This window comes from Streptomyces sp. NPDC044061 (assembly GCF_056434305.1).
This window is the reverse complement of sequence record NZ_JBWKFL010000023.1, coordinates 24,536-41,660: the sequence shown is the minus strand read 5'-3', so window position 1 is coordinate 41,660 and position 17,125 is coordinate 24,536. Positions and strand designations below refer to the sequence as shown.

The window sequence follows — 17,125 nt, the reverse complement described above, 5'->3', positions numbered from 1 at the left end:
TGGCGGTTCCCCATCGACATTTACTAGGACGTCCAAGTAAATTCGACGGTATGGACGCTCACGCCATCGAGGAGGGCCGCCGCCGCTGGCAGGCCCGATACGACTCCGCGCGCAAGCGCGACGCAGATTTCACCACGCTCTCCGGCGATCCCGTGGAGCCGGTGTACGGGCCCCGACCGGGGGACGCGTACGAGGGATTCGAGCGGATCGGCTGGCCCGGGGAGTACCCCTTCACGCGCGGGCTCCATCCGACCGGCTACCGCGGGCGCACCTGGACGATCCGCCAGTTCGCCGGGTTCGGCAACGCCGAGCAGACCAACGAGCGGTACAAGATGATCCTCGCCGCGGGCGGCGGGGGCCTCTCGGTCGCCTTCGACATGCCGACGCTCATGGGCCGCGACTCCGACGACCCCCGCTCGCTCGGCGAGGTCGGGCACTGCGGGGTCGCGATCGACTCGGCCGCCGACATGGAGGTCCTGTTCAAGGACATCCCGCTCGGTGACGTCACGACGTCGATGACGATCAGCGGGCCGGCCGTTCCGGTCTTCTGCATGTACCTGGTCGCCGCCGAGCGGCAGGGCGTGGATCCCGGGGTGCTCAACGGGACCCTCCAGACCGACATCTTCAAGGAGTACATCGCCCAGAAGGAGTGGCTCTTCCAGCCGGAGCCGCATCTGCGGCTCATCGGCGACCTCATGGAGTACTGCGCGGCCGGCATCCCCGCCTACAAGCCGCTGTCCGTCTCCGGCTACCACATCCGTGAGGCGGGCTCGACGGCCGCGCAGGAGCTGGCGTACACGCTCGCGGACGGCTTCGGGTACGTGGAGCTGGGGCTCTCGCGCGGAATGGACGTCGACGTCTTCGCGCCGGGACTGTCCTTCTTCTTCGACGCGCACCTCGACTTCTTCGAGGAGATCGCCAAGTTCCGGGCGGCCCGGCGCATCTGGGCCCGCTGGATGCGGGACGTGTACGGCGCGAAGAGCGACAAGGCGCAGTGGCTGCGATTCCACACGCAGACCGCCGGTGTCTCGCTGACCGCGCAGCAGCCGTACAACAACGTGGTGCGTACGGCCGTGGAGGCGCTGGCCGCCGTGCTCGGCGGGACCAACTCGCTGCACACCAACGCCCTGGACGAGACGCTGGCGCTGCCCAGCGAGCAGGCCGCCGAGATCGCGCTGCGCACGCAGCAGGTGCTGATGGAGGAGACCGGGGTCGCCAACGTGGCGGACCCGCTGGGCGGTTCCTGGTACGTCGAGCAGCTGACCGACCGGATCGAGGCCGACGCGGAGAAGATCTTCGAGCGGATCAAGGAGCGGGGGCTCAGGGCGCACCCGGACGGGAAGCACCCCATCGGGCCCATCACCTCCGGCATCCTGCGCGGCATCGAGGACGGCTGGTTCACCGGCGAGATCGCGGAGTCCGCGTTCCGCTACCAGCAGGCGCTGGAGAAGGGCGAGAAGAGGGTCGTGGGCGTCAACGTCCACACCGGCTCCGCCACCGGGGACCTGGAGATCCTGCGGGTCAGCCACGAGGTGGAGCGGGAGCAGGTCCGGGTGCTGGGCTCCCGGAAGGCCGCGCGTGACGAAGCGGCGGTTCGCGGGGCGCTGGACGGGATGCTCGACGCCGCACGGACCGGGGCCAACATGATCGAGCCGATGCTGGACGCCGTGCGGGCGGAGGCCACGCTGGGCGAGATCTGCGGAGTGCTGCGGGACGAGTGGGGGGTGTACACCGAGCCGGCGGGCTTCTAGGCGCCGTCGCCCGGTGTGGGCGTACCAGGGGGCTCCGCCCCCTGGGCCCCCGGCCTCATGCCCATCCACCGTCCGACTCGGCCGGCCGGGAAGGTACCCCGTCGGCCTGCTGGGACGTCAGGCCCAGGAGCAGCACCCGGGTGAAGCTGCGCACCCAGTCCTCGTCCGCCGGCTTGCCGCTGACCAGGGTGCGGTGGACCACCGCGCCCGCCACCATGTCGAAGATCAGGTCCACGGTGCGGGCGGCCTCGGCCGGATCCGGTTCGGGGGGGAGTTCGCCGCGCCGCTGGGCCCGGGCGCGGCCCTCCAGGACCAGCCGCATCTGGCGGTCCACGATCGAGGCGCGGATGCGTTCGCGCAGGGCGTCGTCCCGGGTGGCCTCCGCGACCACGGCCATCAGGCCGCTCCTGGCCTCCGGCCGCGCCAGGATGGCCGCGAACTGCAGGACCACGCCCTCGATGTCGGCGGCCAGACTGCCGCGGTCGGGCAGCTCCAGCTCGTCGAAGAGCTCGGCGACCGCGTCCACCACCAGCTCGTGCTTGCCCGCCCAGCGGCGGTACAGCGTCGTCTTCGCGACCCCGGCCCGCGTGGCCACGTCTCCCAGCGTGAGCCTGGACCAGCCCAGTTCGACCAGCGCCTGGCGCGTGGCGGCCAGGATCGCGGCGTCCGCGGCCGCGCTGCGCGGGCGTCCGGTACGGCCGACGGGGGTGCGACTCTGCATCTTCCGACCATAACCGGCGGGTCCTGCGGCGTCGTGAGGGAGATCACCGAGGCGTGGTGTCGCGCGGGGTCCTCCTGCCATTACGCTACGACTCGTAGCGAAAGCTCGTGTGGGACGTACACGGGCGACGACCACCGGCGTGGGGTGGGGACCCGGCGCCAACCACACCGCTTTTTCATTCATGCGCGGGAACGGGGGAGGATAGACGCATGCAGCCACGGAACATGTCCATGAGCGGCGTCGTCGACCTCGCCGCGGTGAAGGCGGCCCAGGAGGCCAAGGCCAAGGCCGAGCAGACGCGCGCCGAAACCGCCCGGCAGGGCGGGGTGGGGGCCGTCTCGCCGGCCGATCTCGTCATCGACGTCGACGAAGCCGGCTTCGAGCGCGACGTCCTGCAGCGCTCCGCCGAAGTCCCGGTCGTCATCGACTTCTGGGCCGAGTGGTGTCAGCCCTGCAAGCAGCTGAGCCCGGTCCTGGAGCGGCTGGCCGTCGAGTACGACGGGCGCTTCCTCCTCGCCAAGATCGACGTCGACGCCAACCAGATGCTGATGCAGCAGTTCGGGATCCAGGGGATCCCGGCCGTCTTCGCCGTGGTGGCCGGGCAGGCCCTGCCGCTCTTCCAGGGCGCCGCCGACGAGCAGCAGATCCGGCAGACCCTGGATCAGCTCGTACAGGTCGCCGAGCAGCGCTTCGGGCTGACCGGCCTGACCGTCGACCCGGACGCGCAGCCGGGCGGGGCGCCCCGGCACGAGGTGCCGGTGGGGCCCTACGACGCCCTGCTGGAGGCCGCCGTGCAGGCTCTCGACGCCGGCGACCTGGGCGGGGCCGTCCAGGCCTACCAGAGCGTACTGAGTGACGACCCCGGCAACACGGAGGCCAAACTCGGGCTCGCGCAGGCCGAGTTGCTCCAGCGGGTGCAGGGCATGGACCCGCAGCGGGTGCGCAAGGAGGCCGCCGAGCAGCCGGGTGGCGTGGACGCGCAGATCGCGGCCGCCGACCTGGATCTGGTGGGCGGTCATGTCGAGGACGCCTTCGGGCGGCTCATCGAGACCGTGCGGCTCACGGTGGGTGACGACCGGGACGCGGTGCGGCGCCGGCTGCTGGACCTGTTCGAGGTCGTGGGCCCCGAGGATCCGCGGGTGATCGGGGCGCGCCGGGCACTGGCAAGGGCGCTGTTCTGACCAGTCACTAAACGCCACGGCTTGTGATGCCGGGGTGAAAGATTTGCCGACGAGGCGTCAGGGCGGCCGCGCTTTACCAAATCTTGGTAATCGCGGCTGCTGTTACTGCGAGTAAATCGAGGCCGTTGGTCTGTCTGGTTTCGTCCAGGGATCAACGGCTTTGCTCTGCCCCTTGATGCGACCCAGCGTGGCACTCCGAGACCGGTCGGTCGTCCTCCGGTTATCCGGCCGTTACTAGCCAGTAACGAACCCCCTTGTGCCCGGCGCGAGAATGCACCACGATCGGCGACGCTCGGTCCATTCCCGTACCCCGGCATCCGGTCGGGTCGCGGGAGACTCTGGGTCCCCACCGGGCAGAGCCGGCGGCAGTGGCGCCGGCTCTAGGACAGGGGGGTCTTCGCCACCGGCGAAGCCTGTCCAGAAGGTTGTGCGTGATGCGTGTCAGGCGCGACCAGTGGTTGTCGCTCGGGGGTGATCGCCGGTGATTGGGGCGCGGTTCGCGCCTCGGAGCGCAGGCGCTCTCCTTCCCGAGGACGTAGCACTTCTCCCATCCCTGCCTGGCTGAGCCGCCGACTGGGGCGAGTCCGGGCCAGGAGATGTACGTCCGAGAAGGAGGAAATATGGAGTCCCAGGTGCGTGGCGGGACCAGATGGAAGCGGTTCGCTGTGGTCATGGTGCCCAGCGTCGCCGCTACGGCCGCGATAGGTGTCGCCCTGGCACAGGGCGCTCTCGCTGCATCGTTCAGCGTGTCCGGCCAAGAGTTCAAGGTGACGGCCGACACTCTCCACGGCGAAGGTTTCGCGCAGTACGGGGCAGTCGACGCCGGTTACACGCTCGACGGGAAGAAGACGGCCCACGCCGTCGCCGTCTCGTCGTTCAACGACGCGACCATCACCAACATGTGCCAGTCCGTGGTCACCCCGGACGTGCCGTTCCTCGGCAATGTCACCCTCCGCCTGGAGGCTGGTGGCGCCGGTCACGACAAGGTCCAGGCCCACAACCTGTACATCGACGTCGACGACCTGCAGGCCGACGCGACGTTCAACGGCATCGACATCGGTGTGGCCGCCAAGGACGCCAGCAAGGGTCCGGGCATGAAGGGCAACGGCGAGCAGGCCAACCCCTTCGGCTTCGCCCAGCAGGCCGACTCGGCCGACCTGAGCAACGTGAGGCAGACGGCGTGGGCGACCACCGCCGGAACCTTCAAGCTCAGCGGTCTGCACATGTCGCTGCACAAGGGCGACGGCAAGGGAATCGAGTGCTACTAAGCACTCGGTGACGGGCGGGGGAGCCGACGGTGCCCCCGCCCGTCGCACCTTTCGGCCGCGTCTTCACGCGCGGCACACATCATCACCACAGCAACGCCGCACCAGGGAGCTGTTTTCCATGAGCGCCGAGATCTCTGCCGCCGAATCCGGCCAGTTCCACCGTCGGAGGCTGCAGTTTCGCGCCTGGCGGGGCACCCGTCCGTTCTGGGCCGGGCTGTACGTCCTGCTCAGCGGTCTTCCGATCATGTACTTCCCGTACTTCCACCTCCAGCTCGGTCATCTGACGCTGGCGATGGCGACCACGGCCGGGGCCGGCTCCCTGATCATCGGTGTGCTGCTCGTCGTACTGGGCGTCAGCCTCTGGTTCCAGAAGCACGTGAGGACGTTCGCGGGTGTCGCCGCGATCCTGCTGGCGCTGGTTTCCCTGCCCGTGTCCAACTTCGGTGGCTTCATCATGGGCTTCCTGCTCGCCCTCGTCGGTGGAGCGATGGCCATCGCCTGGGTGCCGGGCGCGCCGCCGCAGCCGGAGCCGCCGGCCGGGGCCGCCCCGGGCGAGGGCGCCGCCCCCGAGACGGCACCGCTGCCGCAGCAGGCCGCGGACGGGATGGGCGAGTCGTACGACCTGTCAGGAAAGAGCCCGGCCAACGAGGCGAACGGGAGGCACAGTGCCGGCTGACGAGGTGACCCACGGGACCGATGTGGACGGGTCCCGTGCGAGAACCGGGCCCCGCCACGCGGCACCCAAGAAGCCGCTGTTCACCAGGTTCCACATGCCGGCCGGCAAGGCGATAGCCTCCGTGGCGATGCCCACGGCGGTTCTCATGGGCATGGGCTTCACGTCGAGCCTCGCTCTCGCCGACAACGGAGGCACTTCGACGTCCAACAGCCAGAAGGCCGCGGACTACAAGGACTGCGTCAAGGCGCTGGACGACTCCGGGGACGCCTCCGCCTCCCCGTCGCCGTCCGCGAGCGAGTCCACCGACAAGGCCACGCCGACCCCCACGGCGAGCGCCGACGCGAAGGACCCGCAGTCGGGCAAGTCCTCGTCGCCGGATTCAGGTTCCGACGACACGGCCACCCCGAAGCCGACGGCCACGTCCGGTTCCTCCGACTCGGGTTCGGGCTCCGGCTCCTCGGGCTCCGGTGGCGGCGACACGGCCACGCCGACCCCGTCGGCGTCCCAGAGCAGCGGTGGCGGCCTGCTGGACACCATCGGCGACACGATCGGTGACGTCCTCACCGGCGGTCGCCAGGACTCCGGCACGTCCGCGAGCCCGACTCCCTCGGCGTCCCAGTCGTCGTCGGACACGTCGTCCTCGACCGGCTCCTCGGACACCGGGTCCGCCGGCAAGGGCAGTGCCACCGACACCGTCACGGACACCGCGAGCAAGGCCGCCAAGACGGTCACGGACACCGTGAAGGACACCACCGACACGGTCTCCAAGACGGCCGAGGACACCACGAAGGCGGTCCAGGACGCGGCCGAGTCGGCCACGCCGAGCCCCTCCGCGAGCTCCACGACGTCCGCGGACGACTGCCCGGCGGCCACCGACGACGAGAGCGGTGTCGACAACAAGGTCCCGGTGGCGGACGACCCCTGGTACCTGAACGCCAGCTCGCTGCTGCTCAAGGGCGCCGACTACCAGGGCATCGTCGAGGTGAAGACGGCCAACGGCACCAAGAAGAAGGTGCTCAAGTACGTCATCTCCGGCGGGACCGACATCGGCGACCTGCACCAGACGGTGAACGACAAGCAGGCGAACAAGACCTACCACGTGCAGGCGTCCAAGGGCTCGACGTCCACCATCCGCGGTGGCGACACCGTGATGTACACCGAGAGCATCTCCGGCAACCTGTTCGGCCTGATCCCGGTGACGTTCAGCCCGGACAGCCCGCCTCCGCTGAACATCCCGCTGATCTACTTCACCAACGTGAAGGTCGTCCAGGCCGCCCAGTTCGGCGGCAACCTGCACGTGCCCGGCATGCACGTGTACACCACCGACTGACCGGCCGCTCAAGCCCGTTCGGGAGCCGCACACAGCTGAGGGCGCCCCCTGTCACAGGGGGCGCCCTCAGCGCCGTACGAGGCCCGTGCGGGCGGCGTCAGCTGCTCTCGCCGCCCAGGTGGTGGACCCGGACCATGTTGGTGGTACCGGGGACGCCGGGGGGCGAGCCGGCGGTGATGACCACCGTGTCGCCGGGGTTGAAGCGGCCCAGGTTCGCCAGCTCCTGGTCCACCATCTCGACCATTTCGTCGGTGCTGTTGACGAAGGGCACGACATGGGGCTCCACGCCCCAGCTGAGGGTCAGCTGGTTGCGGGTGCCCTCGTCGGTGGTGAAGGCGAGGATCGGCTGGGCCGCGCGGTAGCGGGACAGCCGACGGGCGGTGTCGCCGGACTGGGTGAAGGCGATCAGGCCCTTGCCGCCGAGGAAGTCGGCGATCTCGCAGGCCGCGCGGGCCACGGAACCACCCTGGGTGCGCGGCTTCTTGCCGGGCACGAGGGGCTGCAGGCCCTTGGAGAGCAGCTCCTGCTCGGCCGCGGCGACGATCTTCGACATCGTCTTGACCGTCTCGACCGGGTAGGCGCCCACCGAGGACTCCGCCGACAGCATGACCGCGTCCGCGCCGTCCAGGATCGCGTTGGCCACGTCGGAGGCCTCGGCGCGGGTGGGACGGGAGTTGGTGATCATCGACTCCATCATCTGGGTCGCCACGATCACCGGCTTGGCGTTGCGCCGGCACAGCTCGATCAGGCGCTTCTGCACCATGGGGACCTTCTCGAGCGGGTACTCGACGGCGAGGTCGCCACGGGCGACCATCACGCCGTCGAACGCCATCACGACGTCCTCCATGTTCTCCACCGCCTGCGGCTTCTCCACCTTGGCGACGACCGGGACCCGGCGGCCCTCCTCGTCCATCACCTTGTGGACGTCGGCCACGTCCTTGGCGTCCCGGACGAAGGACAGCGCGACCAGGTCGCAGCCCATGCGGAGGGCGAAGCGCAGGTCCTCCACGTCCTTCTCGGACAGCGCCGGCACGTTCACGGCCGCGCCGGGCAGGTTGATGCCCTTGTGGTCGGAGACGACACCGCCCTCGATGACGATCGTCCGCACCCGCGAGCCCTCGACGTCCAGGACCTTCAGCTCGACGTTGCCGTCGTTGATCAGGACCTGGTCGCCGCGCGAGACGTCGCCCGGCAGCCCCTTGTACGTCGTACCGCAGATGTGCTTGTCGCCCGGCACGTCCTCGGTCGTGATGACGAACTCGTCACCGCGTTCCAGTTCGACCGGACCCTCGGCGAAGGTCTCCAGGCGGATCTTCGGGCCCTGCAGGTCGGCGAGGACACCGATGGCCCGGCCGGTCTCCTTGGAAGCGGCACGGACGCGGTCGTACCGCGCCTGGTGCTCGGCGTGGGAGCCATGGCTGAAGTTGAAACGGGCCACATTCATGCCCGCCTCGATCATGGCGACGAGCATCTCGTGGGAGTCGACCGCGGGGCCGAGAGTACAGACGATTTTCGAACGGCGCATGGGGCGATCCTATCGGTTTGTTTCGCTGCGGAATATTCCGTCTGGCGGAAGATACAAATGGGCGGACATGCGCTCAGGCGTGTTACTGCGGTGTGTTGCTAGTTGCCCTTTCCGACCAGTGCGTAGGTCTGCGTGGCGATCTCCAGTTCTTCGTCGGTCGGCACGACGGCGACCGCGACCCGGGCGTCCCCCGGCGAGATCAGCCGCGGATCGCGGCTGCGCACGGCGTTCAGCTCGCCGTCGACCGCGAGGCCCAGCCCCTCCAGCCCGGCGATCGCCGCCTCGCGCACCGGCGCCGCGTTCTCGCCGACCCCGGCCGTGAACGCCACCGCGTCCACCCGCCCGAGCACCGCGTAATAGGCGCCGATGTACTTTTTGAGGCGGTGAATGTAAATGTCGAAGGCCAGCCCGGCCTCTTCGTCGCCCTCGTCGATCCGGCGGCGGATCTCCCGCATGTCATTGTCCCCGCACAGACCGAACAGACCGCTCCTCTTGTTGAGAAGAGTGTCGATCTCATCCATGGACATTCCGCCAACACGCGCCAAATGGAAGATGACCGCCGGATCCAGATCACCGGATCGCGTACCCATCACAAGTCCCTCCAAAGGCGTCAGCCCCATGGAGGTGTCGACGCACCGGCCCTTCTCCACCGCCGACGCCGAGGCGCCGTTGCCGAGGTGCAGCACGATCACGTTCACCTCCGACGGCTCCTTGCCCAGCAGCCGCGCGGTCTCGCGGGAGACGTACGCGTGCGAGGTGCCGTGGAAGCCGTAGCGGCGGATGCGGTGCCGGTCGGCGATCCTCGGGTCGAGCGCGTAGCGCGCAGCGGACTCCGGCATGGTCGTGTGGAACGCCGTGTCGAAGACCGCGACCTGGGGCAGGTCCGGGCGCAGCGCCTGTGCGGTGCGGATGCCGGTGAGGTTGGCCGGGTTGTGCAGCGGCGCGACCGGGATCAGCCGCTCGATCTCGCTGAGCACCGCGTCGTCGATCACCGTCGGCTCGGAGAAGAACATGCCGCCGTGCACCACCCGGTGCCCGATCGCGGCCAGTTCCGGCGACTCCAGGCCCAGACCGTCCCGGGCCAGCTCCTCGGCGACGGCCTTGAGGGCCGAGTCGTGGCCGGCGATCGGGCCGCTCTGCTCACGGGTCTCGCCGGTCGCGGCACAGGTGTGCTCGAGCCGCGAGGTCTGCTCGCCGATGCGCTCGACCAGACCCACCGCGAGCCGGCTGCTGTCCCGCATGTCCAGCAGCTGGTACTTCACCGACGAGGAACCGGAGTTGAGGACGAGGACACGGGTGGGGGTGCTCACTGCTCGGACGCCTTCTCGCTGGGGTGCTGGGCCTGGATCGCCGTGATGGCGACGGTGTTGACGATGTCCTGGACGAGCGCGCCCCGGGACAGGTCGTTGACCGGCTTGCGCAGACCCTGCAGGACCGGGCCGACCGCGATGGCGCCGGCCGAGCGCTGCACGGCCTTGTAGGTGTTGTTGCCGGTGTTGAGGTCGGGGAAGATCAGCACGCTGGCCTGGCCGGCGACCTCGGAGCCGGGCAGCTTGGTGGCGGCGACGGAAGGCTCCACGGCCGCGTCGTACTGGATCGGCCCCTCGATCTTCAGGTCGGACCGCCGCGAGCGCGCCAGCTCGGTCGCCTCGCGCACCTTCTCCACGTCGGCGCCCGAACCGGACGTACCGGTGGAGTACGACAGCATCGCGATCCGCGGCTCCACGCCGAACTGCGCGGCGGTGCCCGCCGACTGGATCGCGATGTCCGCCAGTTGCTCGGCGTTCGGGTCCGGGTTGACCGCGCAGTCGCCGTAGACCAGCACCTTGTCGGCCAGGCACATGAAGAACACCGAGGAGACGATCGAGGTCTCCGGCCTGGTCTTGATGATCTCGAAGGCGGGCCGGATGGTGGCCGCCGTCGAGTGGACCGAGCCCGAGACCATGCCGTCGGCCAGGCCCTCCTGGACCATCAGGGTGCCGAAGTAGTTCACGTCGGAGACGACGTCGTAGGCCAGCTCGACCGTGACGCCCTTGTGGGCGCGCAGCCGGGTGTACTGCTCGGCGAAGGAGTCGCGCAGCTCGGAGGTGGCCGGGTCGATCAGCTGGGTGTCGCCGAGGTCGATGCCCAGGTCGGCGGCCGTCTTGCGGATCCGGTCCACCGGGCCGAGCAGCGTCAGGTCGCACACGCCCCGGCGCAGCAGCACCTCGGCCGCGTGCAGCACCCGTTCCTCGGTGCCCTCCGGCAGCACCACCCGCCGCTTGTCGGCGCGGGCCCGCTCCAGCAGCTTGTGCTCGAACATCATCGGGGTGACCCGGTCGCCGGTCGGCGCGGAGACCCGCAGGGCCAGGTCGGCGGAGTCGGCGTACCGCTCGAACAGACCGAGGGCCGTCTCCGCCTTGCGCGGGGTGGCCGCGGTCATCTTCCCCTCCATCGAGAACAGCCGCTCGGCGGTGGGGAAGCTGTTGCCGGACACCGAGAGCACCGGGGTGCCCGGGGCGAGGCGGGCGGCCAGCGTGAGGATCTCCTCGCTCGGCACCTCGTCCAGCGTCAGCAGCACGCCGGCTATCGGCGGGGTGCCGGCGCTGTGCGCGGCCAGCGAGCCGACGACCAGGTCGGCGCGGTCGCCCGGGGTGACGACCAGGCAGCCCGGGGTCAGGGCGCCCAGGAAGTTGGGCAGCATCGCACCGCCGAAGACGAAGCCCAGCGCGTCCCGGGCGAGCCCGGAGTCGTCGCCCAGCAGCACCCGGGCGCCGAGGGCCTGGGCGATCTGCGCGACCGTCGGCGCGGACAGCGCGGGCTCGTCGGGCAGCACGTACGTGGGCACCGGCAGCCGGTCGGCGAGCCGCTCGGCGATCTCGTCGCGGGCCTCGCGGGCCACCCGGTTGGCGACCATGGCCAGCACGTCGCAGCCCAGGGTGTCGTACGCCCGGTAGGCGTTGCGCGTCTCGGCGAGCACGGACTCCGCCGACTGCCCGCGGCCGCCGACCACCGGGAGCACGGACGCGCCGAACTCGTTGGCGAGGCGGGCGTTCAGGGACAGCTCGTCCGGCAGCTGGGTGCCGGCGAAGTCGGTGCCGAGGACGAGGACCACGTCGTAGTCCCGGGCCACCAGGTGGAAGCGGTCGACCAGCGTGGAGACCAGCTCGTCCGTGCCCTGTTCGGCCTGGAGCGCGGACGCCTCGTGGTAGTCCATGCCGTAGACGGTGGCGGGGTCCTGGGAGAGGCGGTACCGCGACCGCAGCAGCTCGAACATCCGGTCGGGCCTGTCGTGCACGAGCGGGCGGAACACGCCCACCCGGTCGACCTGGCGGGTCAGGAGTTCCATGACCCCCAGCTCGACGACCTGGCGGCCGTCGCCGCGGTCGATCCCGGTCACGTACACGCTGCGCGTCACGTGTGCACTCCGTTTCCTCTGTCTCCGGCCGTCCACCGCGGTCCGTCCACGGCACAAAAATCGCCCACCGAGGTGAGCAGAACCCTCTTGACAATACCCCTGCCGCCGGTTAAGGCGCCCGTCAGGAACTCGCCGCTCCGGTGGACGTGAAACAATCGTCACTGGCTCACCGGCACCGAAAGCGAGCAGGAGACACAGCACCATGCGCATCGGAGTTCTCACCGCAGGCGGCGACTGCCCCGGCCTGAACGCCGTGATCCGGTCGTTGGTGCACCGAGCGGTGGCGCAGTACGGCGACGAGGTCATCGGCTTCGAGGACGGCTACCGGGGTCTGCTCGACCGGCACTACCGCACCCTCGACCTGGACGCGGTCAGCGGCATCCTGGCCCGCGGCGGCACCATCCTCGGCTCCTCCCGCCTGGAGCGCGACCGGCTGCGCGAGGCCTGCGAGCGGGCCACCGACATGGTCGAGGAGTTCGGCATCGACGCGCTGATCCCGATCGGTGGCGAGGGCACCCTGACCGCGGCCCGCATGCTCTCCGACGCGGGCCTGCCGGTCGTCGGCGTCCCCAAGACCATCGACAACGACATCTCCTCCACCGACCGCACCTTCGGCTTCGACACCGCCGTCGGCGTCGCCACCGAGGCGATGGACCGCCTGAAGACCACGGCCGAGTCCCACCAGCGGGTGATGGTCGTCGAGGTCATGGGCCGGCACGCCGGCTGGATCGCCCTGGAGTCCGGCATGGCCGCCGGCGCCCACGGCATCTGCCTGCCCGAGCGCCCCTTCGACCCCGCCGACCTGGTCAAGATGGTCGAGGAACGGTTCTCGCGCGGCAAGAAGTTCGCGGTCGTCTGCGTCGCCGAGGGCGCCCACCCCGTCGAGGGCACCATGGACTACGGCAAGGGTGAGATCGACCAGTACGGCCACGAGCGCTTCCTGGGCATCGGTACGGCGCTGGCGTACGAGCTGGAGCGGCGCCTCGGCAAGGAGGCCAAGCCGGTCATCCTCGGCCACGTCCAGCGCGGCGGCGTCCCGACCGCGTACGACCGCGTCCTCGCCACCCGCTTCGGCTGGCACGCCGTCGAGGCCGCGCACCGCGGCGACTTCGGGAGGATGACCGCGCTGCGCGGAACCGACGTCGTGATGGTGCCCCTCGCGGAGGCGGTCACCGAGCTGAAGACGGTGCCGAAGGACCGGATGGACGAGGCGGAGTCGGTCTTCTAGGCGAGCCCTCCGGGCGGGTCCTCCGGGCGCGCCGGTCTTCTAGGGCTTCCCGGTCTCGACCGCGGTCCAGAAGTTCTCCACGATCCGGTCGAGGAAGTCCCGGCCCGACTCGCTGGCCTCGCGGCTGCCGCCACCCCAGCTGAGGGTGGCGGCCATGTGCCCCTGGTAGTCCTCGTGCAGCTCCTGCAGCACGCCCTCCAGGACCTCCCGGTCCAGAGGCGCGACCTTCGCCACCGGGCGTACGTAGGCCTGCCATCGGGTCGTCACCGCACTGTGCAGCAGCTCGGCGAGCTTCGTCTCGCGGCCCGTCACGGCCACGAAGTCGGGCAGGGCCAGCCGCAGCACCTCCGCGAGCGCGGCCGACTGGCGCTCGTTGCCGCGCCATGTGCCGCTCTCCTCCATCCGCAGATACCCGGGGAGGTCCAGGCCGACGGCGCGGGCGACGTCCTCCGGTGCGATCCCGCGCGCGACGCGGTGCTCCCGCAGGGTCCGCGGCCGGCCGATGAGTTCGCCCGGTGAACACCACAACACGCCCGCCAGTGCGGTGAGTTCGGGGTTGCCGGGGGTCGCCTGGCCGCGCTCCCAGGCGACCACGAGGTCGGGGGTGACGTACGGCAGCCCGTACGAGGCACGCATCCCGTAGGCGACGTGCTCGGGCCCCATACCGAGGGCGGCGCGGAGCCTGCGGGCGGCCGGGGCGTTGAACGGGGGAGCCGAGGAGCCGGAGTGGGGTGAGGGTGGGCGCACCTCGCACAAGCTAGGGCCGGCGGCGCCGGGTGACTACGGTCTGTTCGCCCAGGATCACCGGTTGTAGGAACGTACGGTTCCGGCCGTTCGGTACGTTCCGGCCGTTCGGTAGGTAACGGGCGCACCACCTCCGCCACTCACCCCTTGACGGCGCCGCCCAGGGCGAAGCCACCCCCCAGCTTCCGCGCGACCAGCACGTACAGCAGGATCACCGGCGTCGAGTAGATCACGGAGAACGCGGCGAGCTGTCCGTACGCCACCATGCCCCGGTTGCCGAAGAAGTCGTTGATGCTGACCGAGGCGGGCATCAGGTCCGGGCTGAGCAGCAGCATGAAGGGGACGAAGAAGTTGCCCCACATCATCACGAACGAGAAGACGGTGACGACGGCCAGGCCCGGCCCCATCAGCGGCAGCACGATCCGGGTCAGGGACTGCAGCGCGGACGCCCCGTCCGTCCAGGCCGCCTCCTCCAGCTCCTTCGGCACCCCGTCCATGAAGTTCTTCATCAGCCAGATGGCGAAGGGGAGCTGGGAGGCGGCGAAGAAGAAGACCGTCCCCTGCAGGGTGTCGATCAGATTCACCCGTACGAACAAGGCGTACACCGGCACCATGATCGCGGTGATCGGCAGGCTCGTCGCGAACAGGATCGTCAGCAGGAACGGCCGGTTGAGCCGGGACCGGAACCGGGAGAGGGGATACGCGGCGAGGGCCGCGCAGACGACGGTCAGCACGGTCGCTCCGCCGCACAGGACCAGGCTGTTGAGCAGCGGGGTGTAGGTGATGTCCGGGGTCAGGACGGCGTCGAAGTTGGCCGACGTCAGCCCGTCGGGCGCCTTGACCCTCAGGTCCGCGTGCGGGTCCACGGAGGACAGCAGCACCCAGGCGAGCGGCAGCGCGAAGGCGAGGGCTACGACGATCAGCCCGGCGTCGGCGGCGAGGCGCCGCGAGGGACGGTTGCGGGGCATGGCCGGACCTACACCTCCGTGCGCAGCAGACGCAGATAGACGACGGAGAACAGGGAGCCCACGAGCAGCAGGAGCAGGGCGACGGCGGTGCCGTACCCGATCATGCTGTTCTGGAAGGCCTGTTCGTACATGAACAGGGGCAGGGTCTGGCTCCTGTCGCCGGGCCCGCCCCGGGTCATCACCCAGATCAGCCCGAACACGGAGAGCGTCTGCAGGGTGTTGAGCATGAGGTTGGTGCCGATGGACCGGCGGATCATCGGCAGCGTGATGTGCCACGTCCGCCGCCACCCGCCGGCCCCGTCCACCTCCGCGGCCTCCGTGATCTCGCTCGGTATCTCGTCGAGCGCGGCGGAGTAGACGAGCATCGAGAAGGCCGTGCCGCGCCAGACGTTGGCGAAGGAGACGGCGAGGATGGGAAGCGTGAACAGCCAGTTCTGCGTGGGCAGATGGAGGTGCTCCAGGATGGCGTTGAGGGTGCCCTCGCGCCGGAAGAAGGCGTAGAGCAGAAACCCCGCGACGACTTCCGGCAGCACCCAGGCGGTGATCACGACCCCGCCGGTGAGCGTACGGACGGGCCTGGAGGCGCGCTTCATCAGCGCCGCCAGGGCCAGCCCCAGGGTGTTCTGCCCGACCAGCGAGGACACCACGGTGAACACGAGCGTCAGCCAGACGGCGTTGAGGAAGGCGCCGTCGTGGAAGGCCTTGCGGAAGTTGTCGAAACCGACGAAGGAGGAGTGGGCCTGCCCGGTGAGCTGCAGGTCGGTGAAGGCGATGTAGACGCAGTAGGCGATGGGGCCGGCGAGGAAGAGGAGCAGCAGGACCAGGGCGGGGGCGAGGGGGAGGGCTCTGGCGACCCGGTGCTGCCGCCTCACTTCTGGATCACGTTGCCGTCGGTGACGTCCTTGAGGGTGGTGTCGTAGCCACCGGCCGCCTTGTCGACGGACCGGTCACCGGTGGTCACCCCCTCCATGGCCTCCTGGATGGCGGTGGACACCTTCGGGTACGCGGGGTAGGCGGGCCGGTAGTGCGTGCTCGCGACCAGATCGGTGAAGAACTTGATCCCGGGCTGGGCGGTGACGTAGGCGGGATCGGCGGCGACGTCCTCGCGCACCGCGATGCCGGAGTTGGCGATGTACCACTTCCGTGCGTTGTCCTTCGTCTGCATGGTCCTGATGAAGTCGAAGGCGAGGTCCGGGTGGGCGGCCTTGGCCGGGACGGCCCAGGTCCAGCCGCCGGACATGCTGACCTTGCCCGGGGCCTGCCCGTGCTGGGTGGGCATGTACGCCAGCCCGAGCCGCTTCGACCAGTCCTTCCACTCGTGCCCGCTGCCCGGCAGCCAGTCCTGCGGCAGCCAGGAGCCGTCGAGGTCGATGCCGAGCTTGCCCCGGGGCAGGAGTTCGCCGCGGACGGCCGTGCTGTAGTTGGGATCGAGGGCGTCGGAGACGTCGGGGCCGAGCTTCTCCTTGTAGACGGTCTCCACGAACGAGAGGGAGTCCTTGAAGCCCTGGCTGCCGGCGACCCACTTCTTGCCGGCGGCGTCGTAGAGCGGATCGGTCTTCCCGTCGTTGGTGCCGTACAGCAGCATCTCGAAGGTCTGCATGGTGGCGGCTTCGCCGGCGGGCTTGCCGGTGTAGATGTTCAGCGGGGTGACGCCGGGGACCTTCTTCTTGATGGTCCGGGCGGCGGCGAGGACGTCGTCCCAGGTCCTGGGCTGCCAGTCGGTGGGCAGGCCGGCCTTCTGGAACACGCCCTTGTCGAACCAGAGCCCGCGGGTGTCCGTCCCGTCCGGAACGCCGTACGTCTTCCCGTCCTGCCCCCGTGCCGCCGACTTCGCGGTGTCGATGAACCGCTGCCAGTCCGGCCACTTGGCGAGGTACGGGTCGAGGGGCTTCAGGTATCCGCTGGTGATGTCCGAGTTGATGAGGAAGGTGTCCTCGTACACCAGGTCCGGGGCGGTCCTGGGGGACCGGAGCATCTGCTGCAGCTTCGTGTAGTACTCCGAGTCCGGCGCCTTGATCGGCACGAACTCCACCTTCTTGCCGGGGTACTTCTTCTCGAACTGCTTCTTGATGCCGGCGAGGTAGGTGTCCATCACCTTGATCGAGTTGTCGGTGGACTGCTTGTAGGACACCTTCAGCGTGTTCGGACTGCTGCCGGAGCCGCTGCCGCAGGCGGTGAGGGTGGTCGCGGCGAGGGCGAGGGCGACGAGAGTGGCGGCGGTGGGGCGCACGGGCACTACCTCCTACGGGCTCACTGCGTGGTGACGTGGAGATCGCTGCCGTGTGAACGTAAGAGGAGTGGTCTAGTCAGGTCAATGAGTGTGCCCGGATTGGACG

14 protein-coding genes are annotated in these 17,125 nt (G+C 69.8%); 6 read left to right on the top strand and 8 right to left on the bottom strand.

Annotated features, from left to right (window positions below; genetic code table 11):
* The first annotated feature begins 50 nt into the window (after nt 1–50).
* The gene (locus AC07CM_RS32085) at nt 51–1,751 is read left to right on the top strand and encodes an acyl-CoA mutase large subunit family protein (protein WP_478879978.1); all 1,701 of its coding nucleotides are present in this window, start codon (nt 51–53) and stop codon (nt 1,749–1,751) included.
* Nucleotides 1,752–1,806: 55 nt separating this feature from the next.
* On the opposite strand, the gene AC07CM_RS32080 is transcribed toward AC07CM_RS32085, so the two are convergent.
* Complete coding sequence (locus AC07CM_RS32080) at nt 1,807–2,472, bottom strand: TetR/AcrR family transcriptional regulator (RefSeq protein ID WP_478879977.1); 666 nt, start codon at nt 2,470–2,472, stop codon at nt 1,807–1,809.
* Between the two features lie 209 nt (nt 2,473–2,681).
* Between AC07CM_RS32080 and AC07CM_RS32075 the strand changes: the two genes are divergently transcribed.
* The 4 genes from AC07CM_RS32075 to AC07CM_RS32060 all read left to right on the top strand — a co-directional run bounded on the left by AC07CM_RS32075 (nt 2,682) and on the right by AC07CM_RS32060 (nt 6,927).
* Nucleotides 2,682–3,653 carry a tetratricopeptide repeat protein gene (locus tag AC07CM_RS32075; protein WP_478879976.1) on the top strand — a complete coding sequence of 324 codons (972 nt, stop codon included), beginning with the start codon at nt 2,682–2,684 and terminating at the stop codon, nt 3,651–3,653.
* Between the two features lie 620 nt (nt 3,654–4,273).
* On the top strand, nt 4,274–4,921 hold the full coding sequence (locus tag AC07CM_RS32070; protein ID WP_478879975.1) for a DUF6230 family protein: 648 nt from the start codon (nt 4,274–4,276) through the stop codon (nt 4,919–4,921).
* A gap of 118 nt (nt 4,922–5,039) precedes the next feature.
* Complete coding sequence (locus AC07CM_RS32065; RefSeq protein ID WP_478879974.1) at nt 5,040–5,597, top strand: DUF6114 domain-containing protein; 558 nt, start codon at nt 5,040–5,042, stop codon at nt 5,595–5,597.
* Complete coding sequence (locus AC07CM_RS32060) at nt 5,587–6,927, top strand: hypothetical protein (RefSeq protein WP_478879973.1); 1,341 nt, start codon at nt 5,587–5,589, stop codon at nt 6,925–6,927. Before AC07CM_RS32065 ends, AC07CM_RS32060 begins: the two co-directional genes overlap by 11 nt.
* Before the next feature lie 97 nt (nt 6,928–7,024).
* Here the strand turns inward: AC07CM_RS32060 and pyk are convergent, their stop codons facing one another.
* The 3 genes from pyk to pta all read right to left on the bottom strand — a co-directional run bounded on the left by pyk (nt 7,025) and on the right by pta (nt 11,849).
* Nucleotides 7,025–8,452, bottom strand: coding sequence for a pyruvate kinase (pyk, locus tag AC07CM_RS32055; RefSeq protein ID WP_478879972.1), 1,428 nt, complete (start codon nt 8,450–8,452; stop codon nt 7,025–7,027).
* Between the two features lie 98 nt (nt 8,453–8,550).
* Nucleotides 8,551–9,762 carry an acetate kinase gene (locus tag AC07CM_RS32050; RefSeq protein ID WP_478879971.1) on the bottom strand — a complete coding sequence of 404 codons (1,212 nt, stop codon included), beginning with the start codon at nt 9,760–9,762 and terminating at the stop codon, nt 8,551–8,553.
* Nucleotides 9,759–11,849, bottom strand: a complete 2,091-nt coding sequence (pta, locus tag AC07CM_RS32045; protein ID WP_478879970.1) for a phosphate acetyltransferase — start codon at nt 11,847–11,849, stop codon at nt 9,759–9,761. The genes AC07CM_RS32050 and pta overlap by 4 nt, the downstream gene beginning before the upstream one ends.
* A 202-nt stretch (nt 11,850–12,051) precedes the next feature.
* Here pta and AC07CM_RS32040 point away from each other — a divergent pair, with 202 nt between their 5' ends.
* On the top strand, nt 12,052–13,077 hold the full coding sequence (locus AC07CM_RS32040) for an ATP-dependent 6-phosphofructokinase (protein WP_478879969.1): 1,026 nt from the start codon (nt 12,052–12,054) through the stop codon (nt 13,075–13,077).
* 39 nt (nt 13,078–13,116) lie between these two features.
* On the opposite strand, the gene AC07CM_RS32035 is transcribed toward AC07CM_RS32040, so the two are convergent.
* The 4 genes from AC07CM_RS32035 to AC07CM_RS32020 form a co-directional block, all read right to left on the bottom strand.
* The gene (locus AC07CM_RS32035; RefSeq protein ID WP_478879968.1) at nt 13,117–13,824 is read right to left on the bottom strand and encodes a helix-turn-helix domain-containing protein; all 708 of its coding nucleotides are present in this window, start codon (nt 13,822–13,824) and stop codon (nt 13,117–13,119) included.
* Between the two features lie 137 nt (nt 13,825–13,961).
* Nucleotides 13,962–14,789 carry a carbohydrate ABC transporter permease gene (locus AC07CM_RS32030; RefSeq protein WP_478879967.1) on the bottom strand — a complete coding sequence of 276 codons (828 nt, stop codon included), beginning with the start codon at nt 14,787–14,789 and terminating at the stop codon, nt 13,962–13,964.
* 8 nt (nt 14,790–14,797) lie between these two features.
* Nucleotides 14,798–15,661: a carbohydrate ABC transporter permease gene (locus AC07CM_RS32025; RefSeq protein WP_478879966.1), complete on the bottom strand. Its 864-nt coding sequence runs from the start codon at nt 15,659–15,661 to the stop codon at nt 14,798–14,800.
* Nucleotides 15,658–17,019: an extracellular solute-binding protein gene (locus tag AC07CM_RS32020; RefSeq protein ID WP_478879965.1), complete on the bottom strand. Its 1,362-nt coding sequence runs from the start codon at nt 17,017–17,019 to the stop codon at nt 15,658–15,660. The genes AC07CM_RS32025 and AC07CM_RS32020 overlap by 4 nt, the downstream gene beginning before the upstream one ends.
* Nucleotides 17,020–17,125 lie beyond the last annotated feature (106 nt).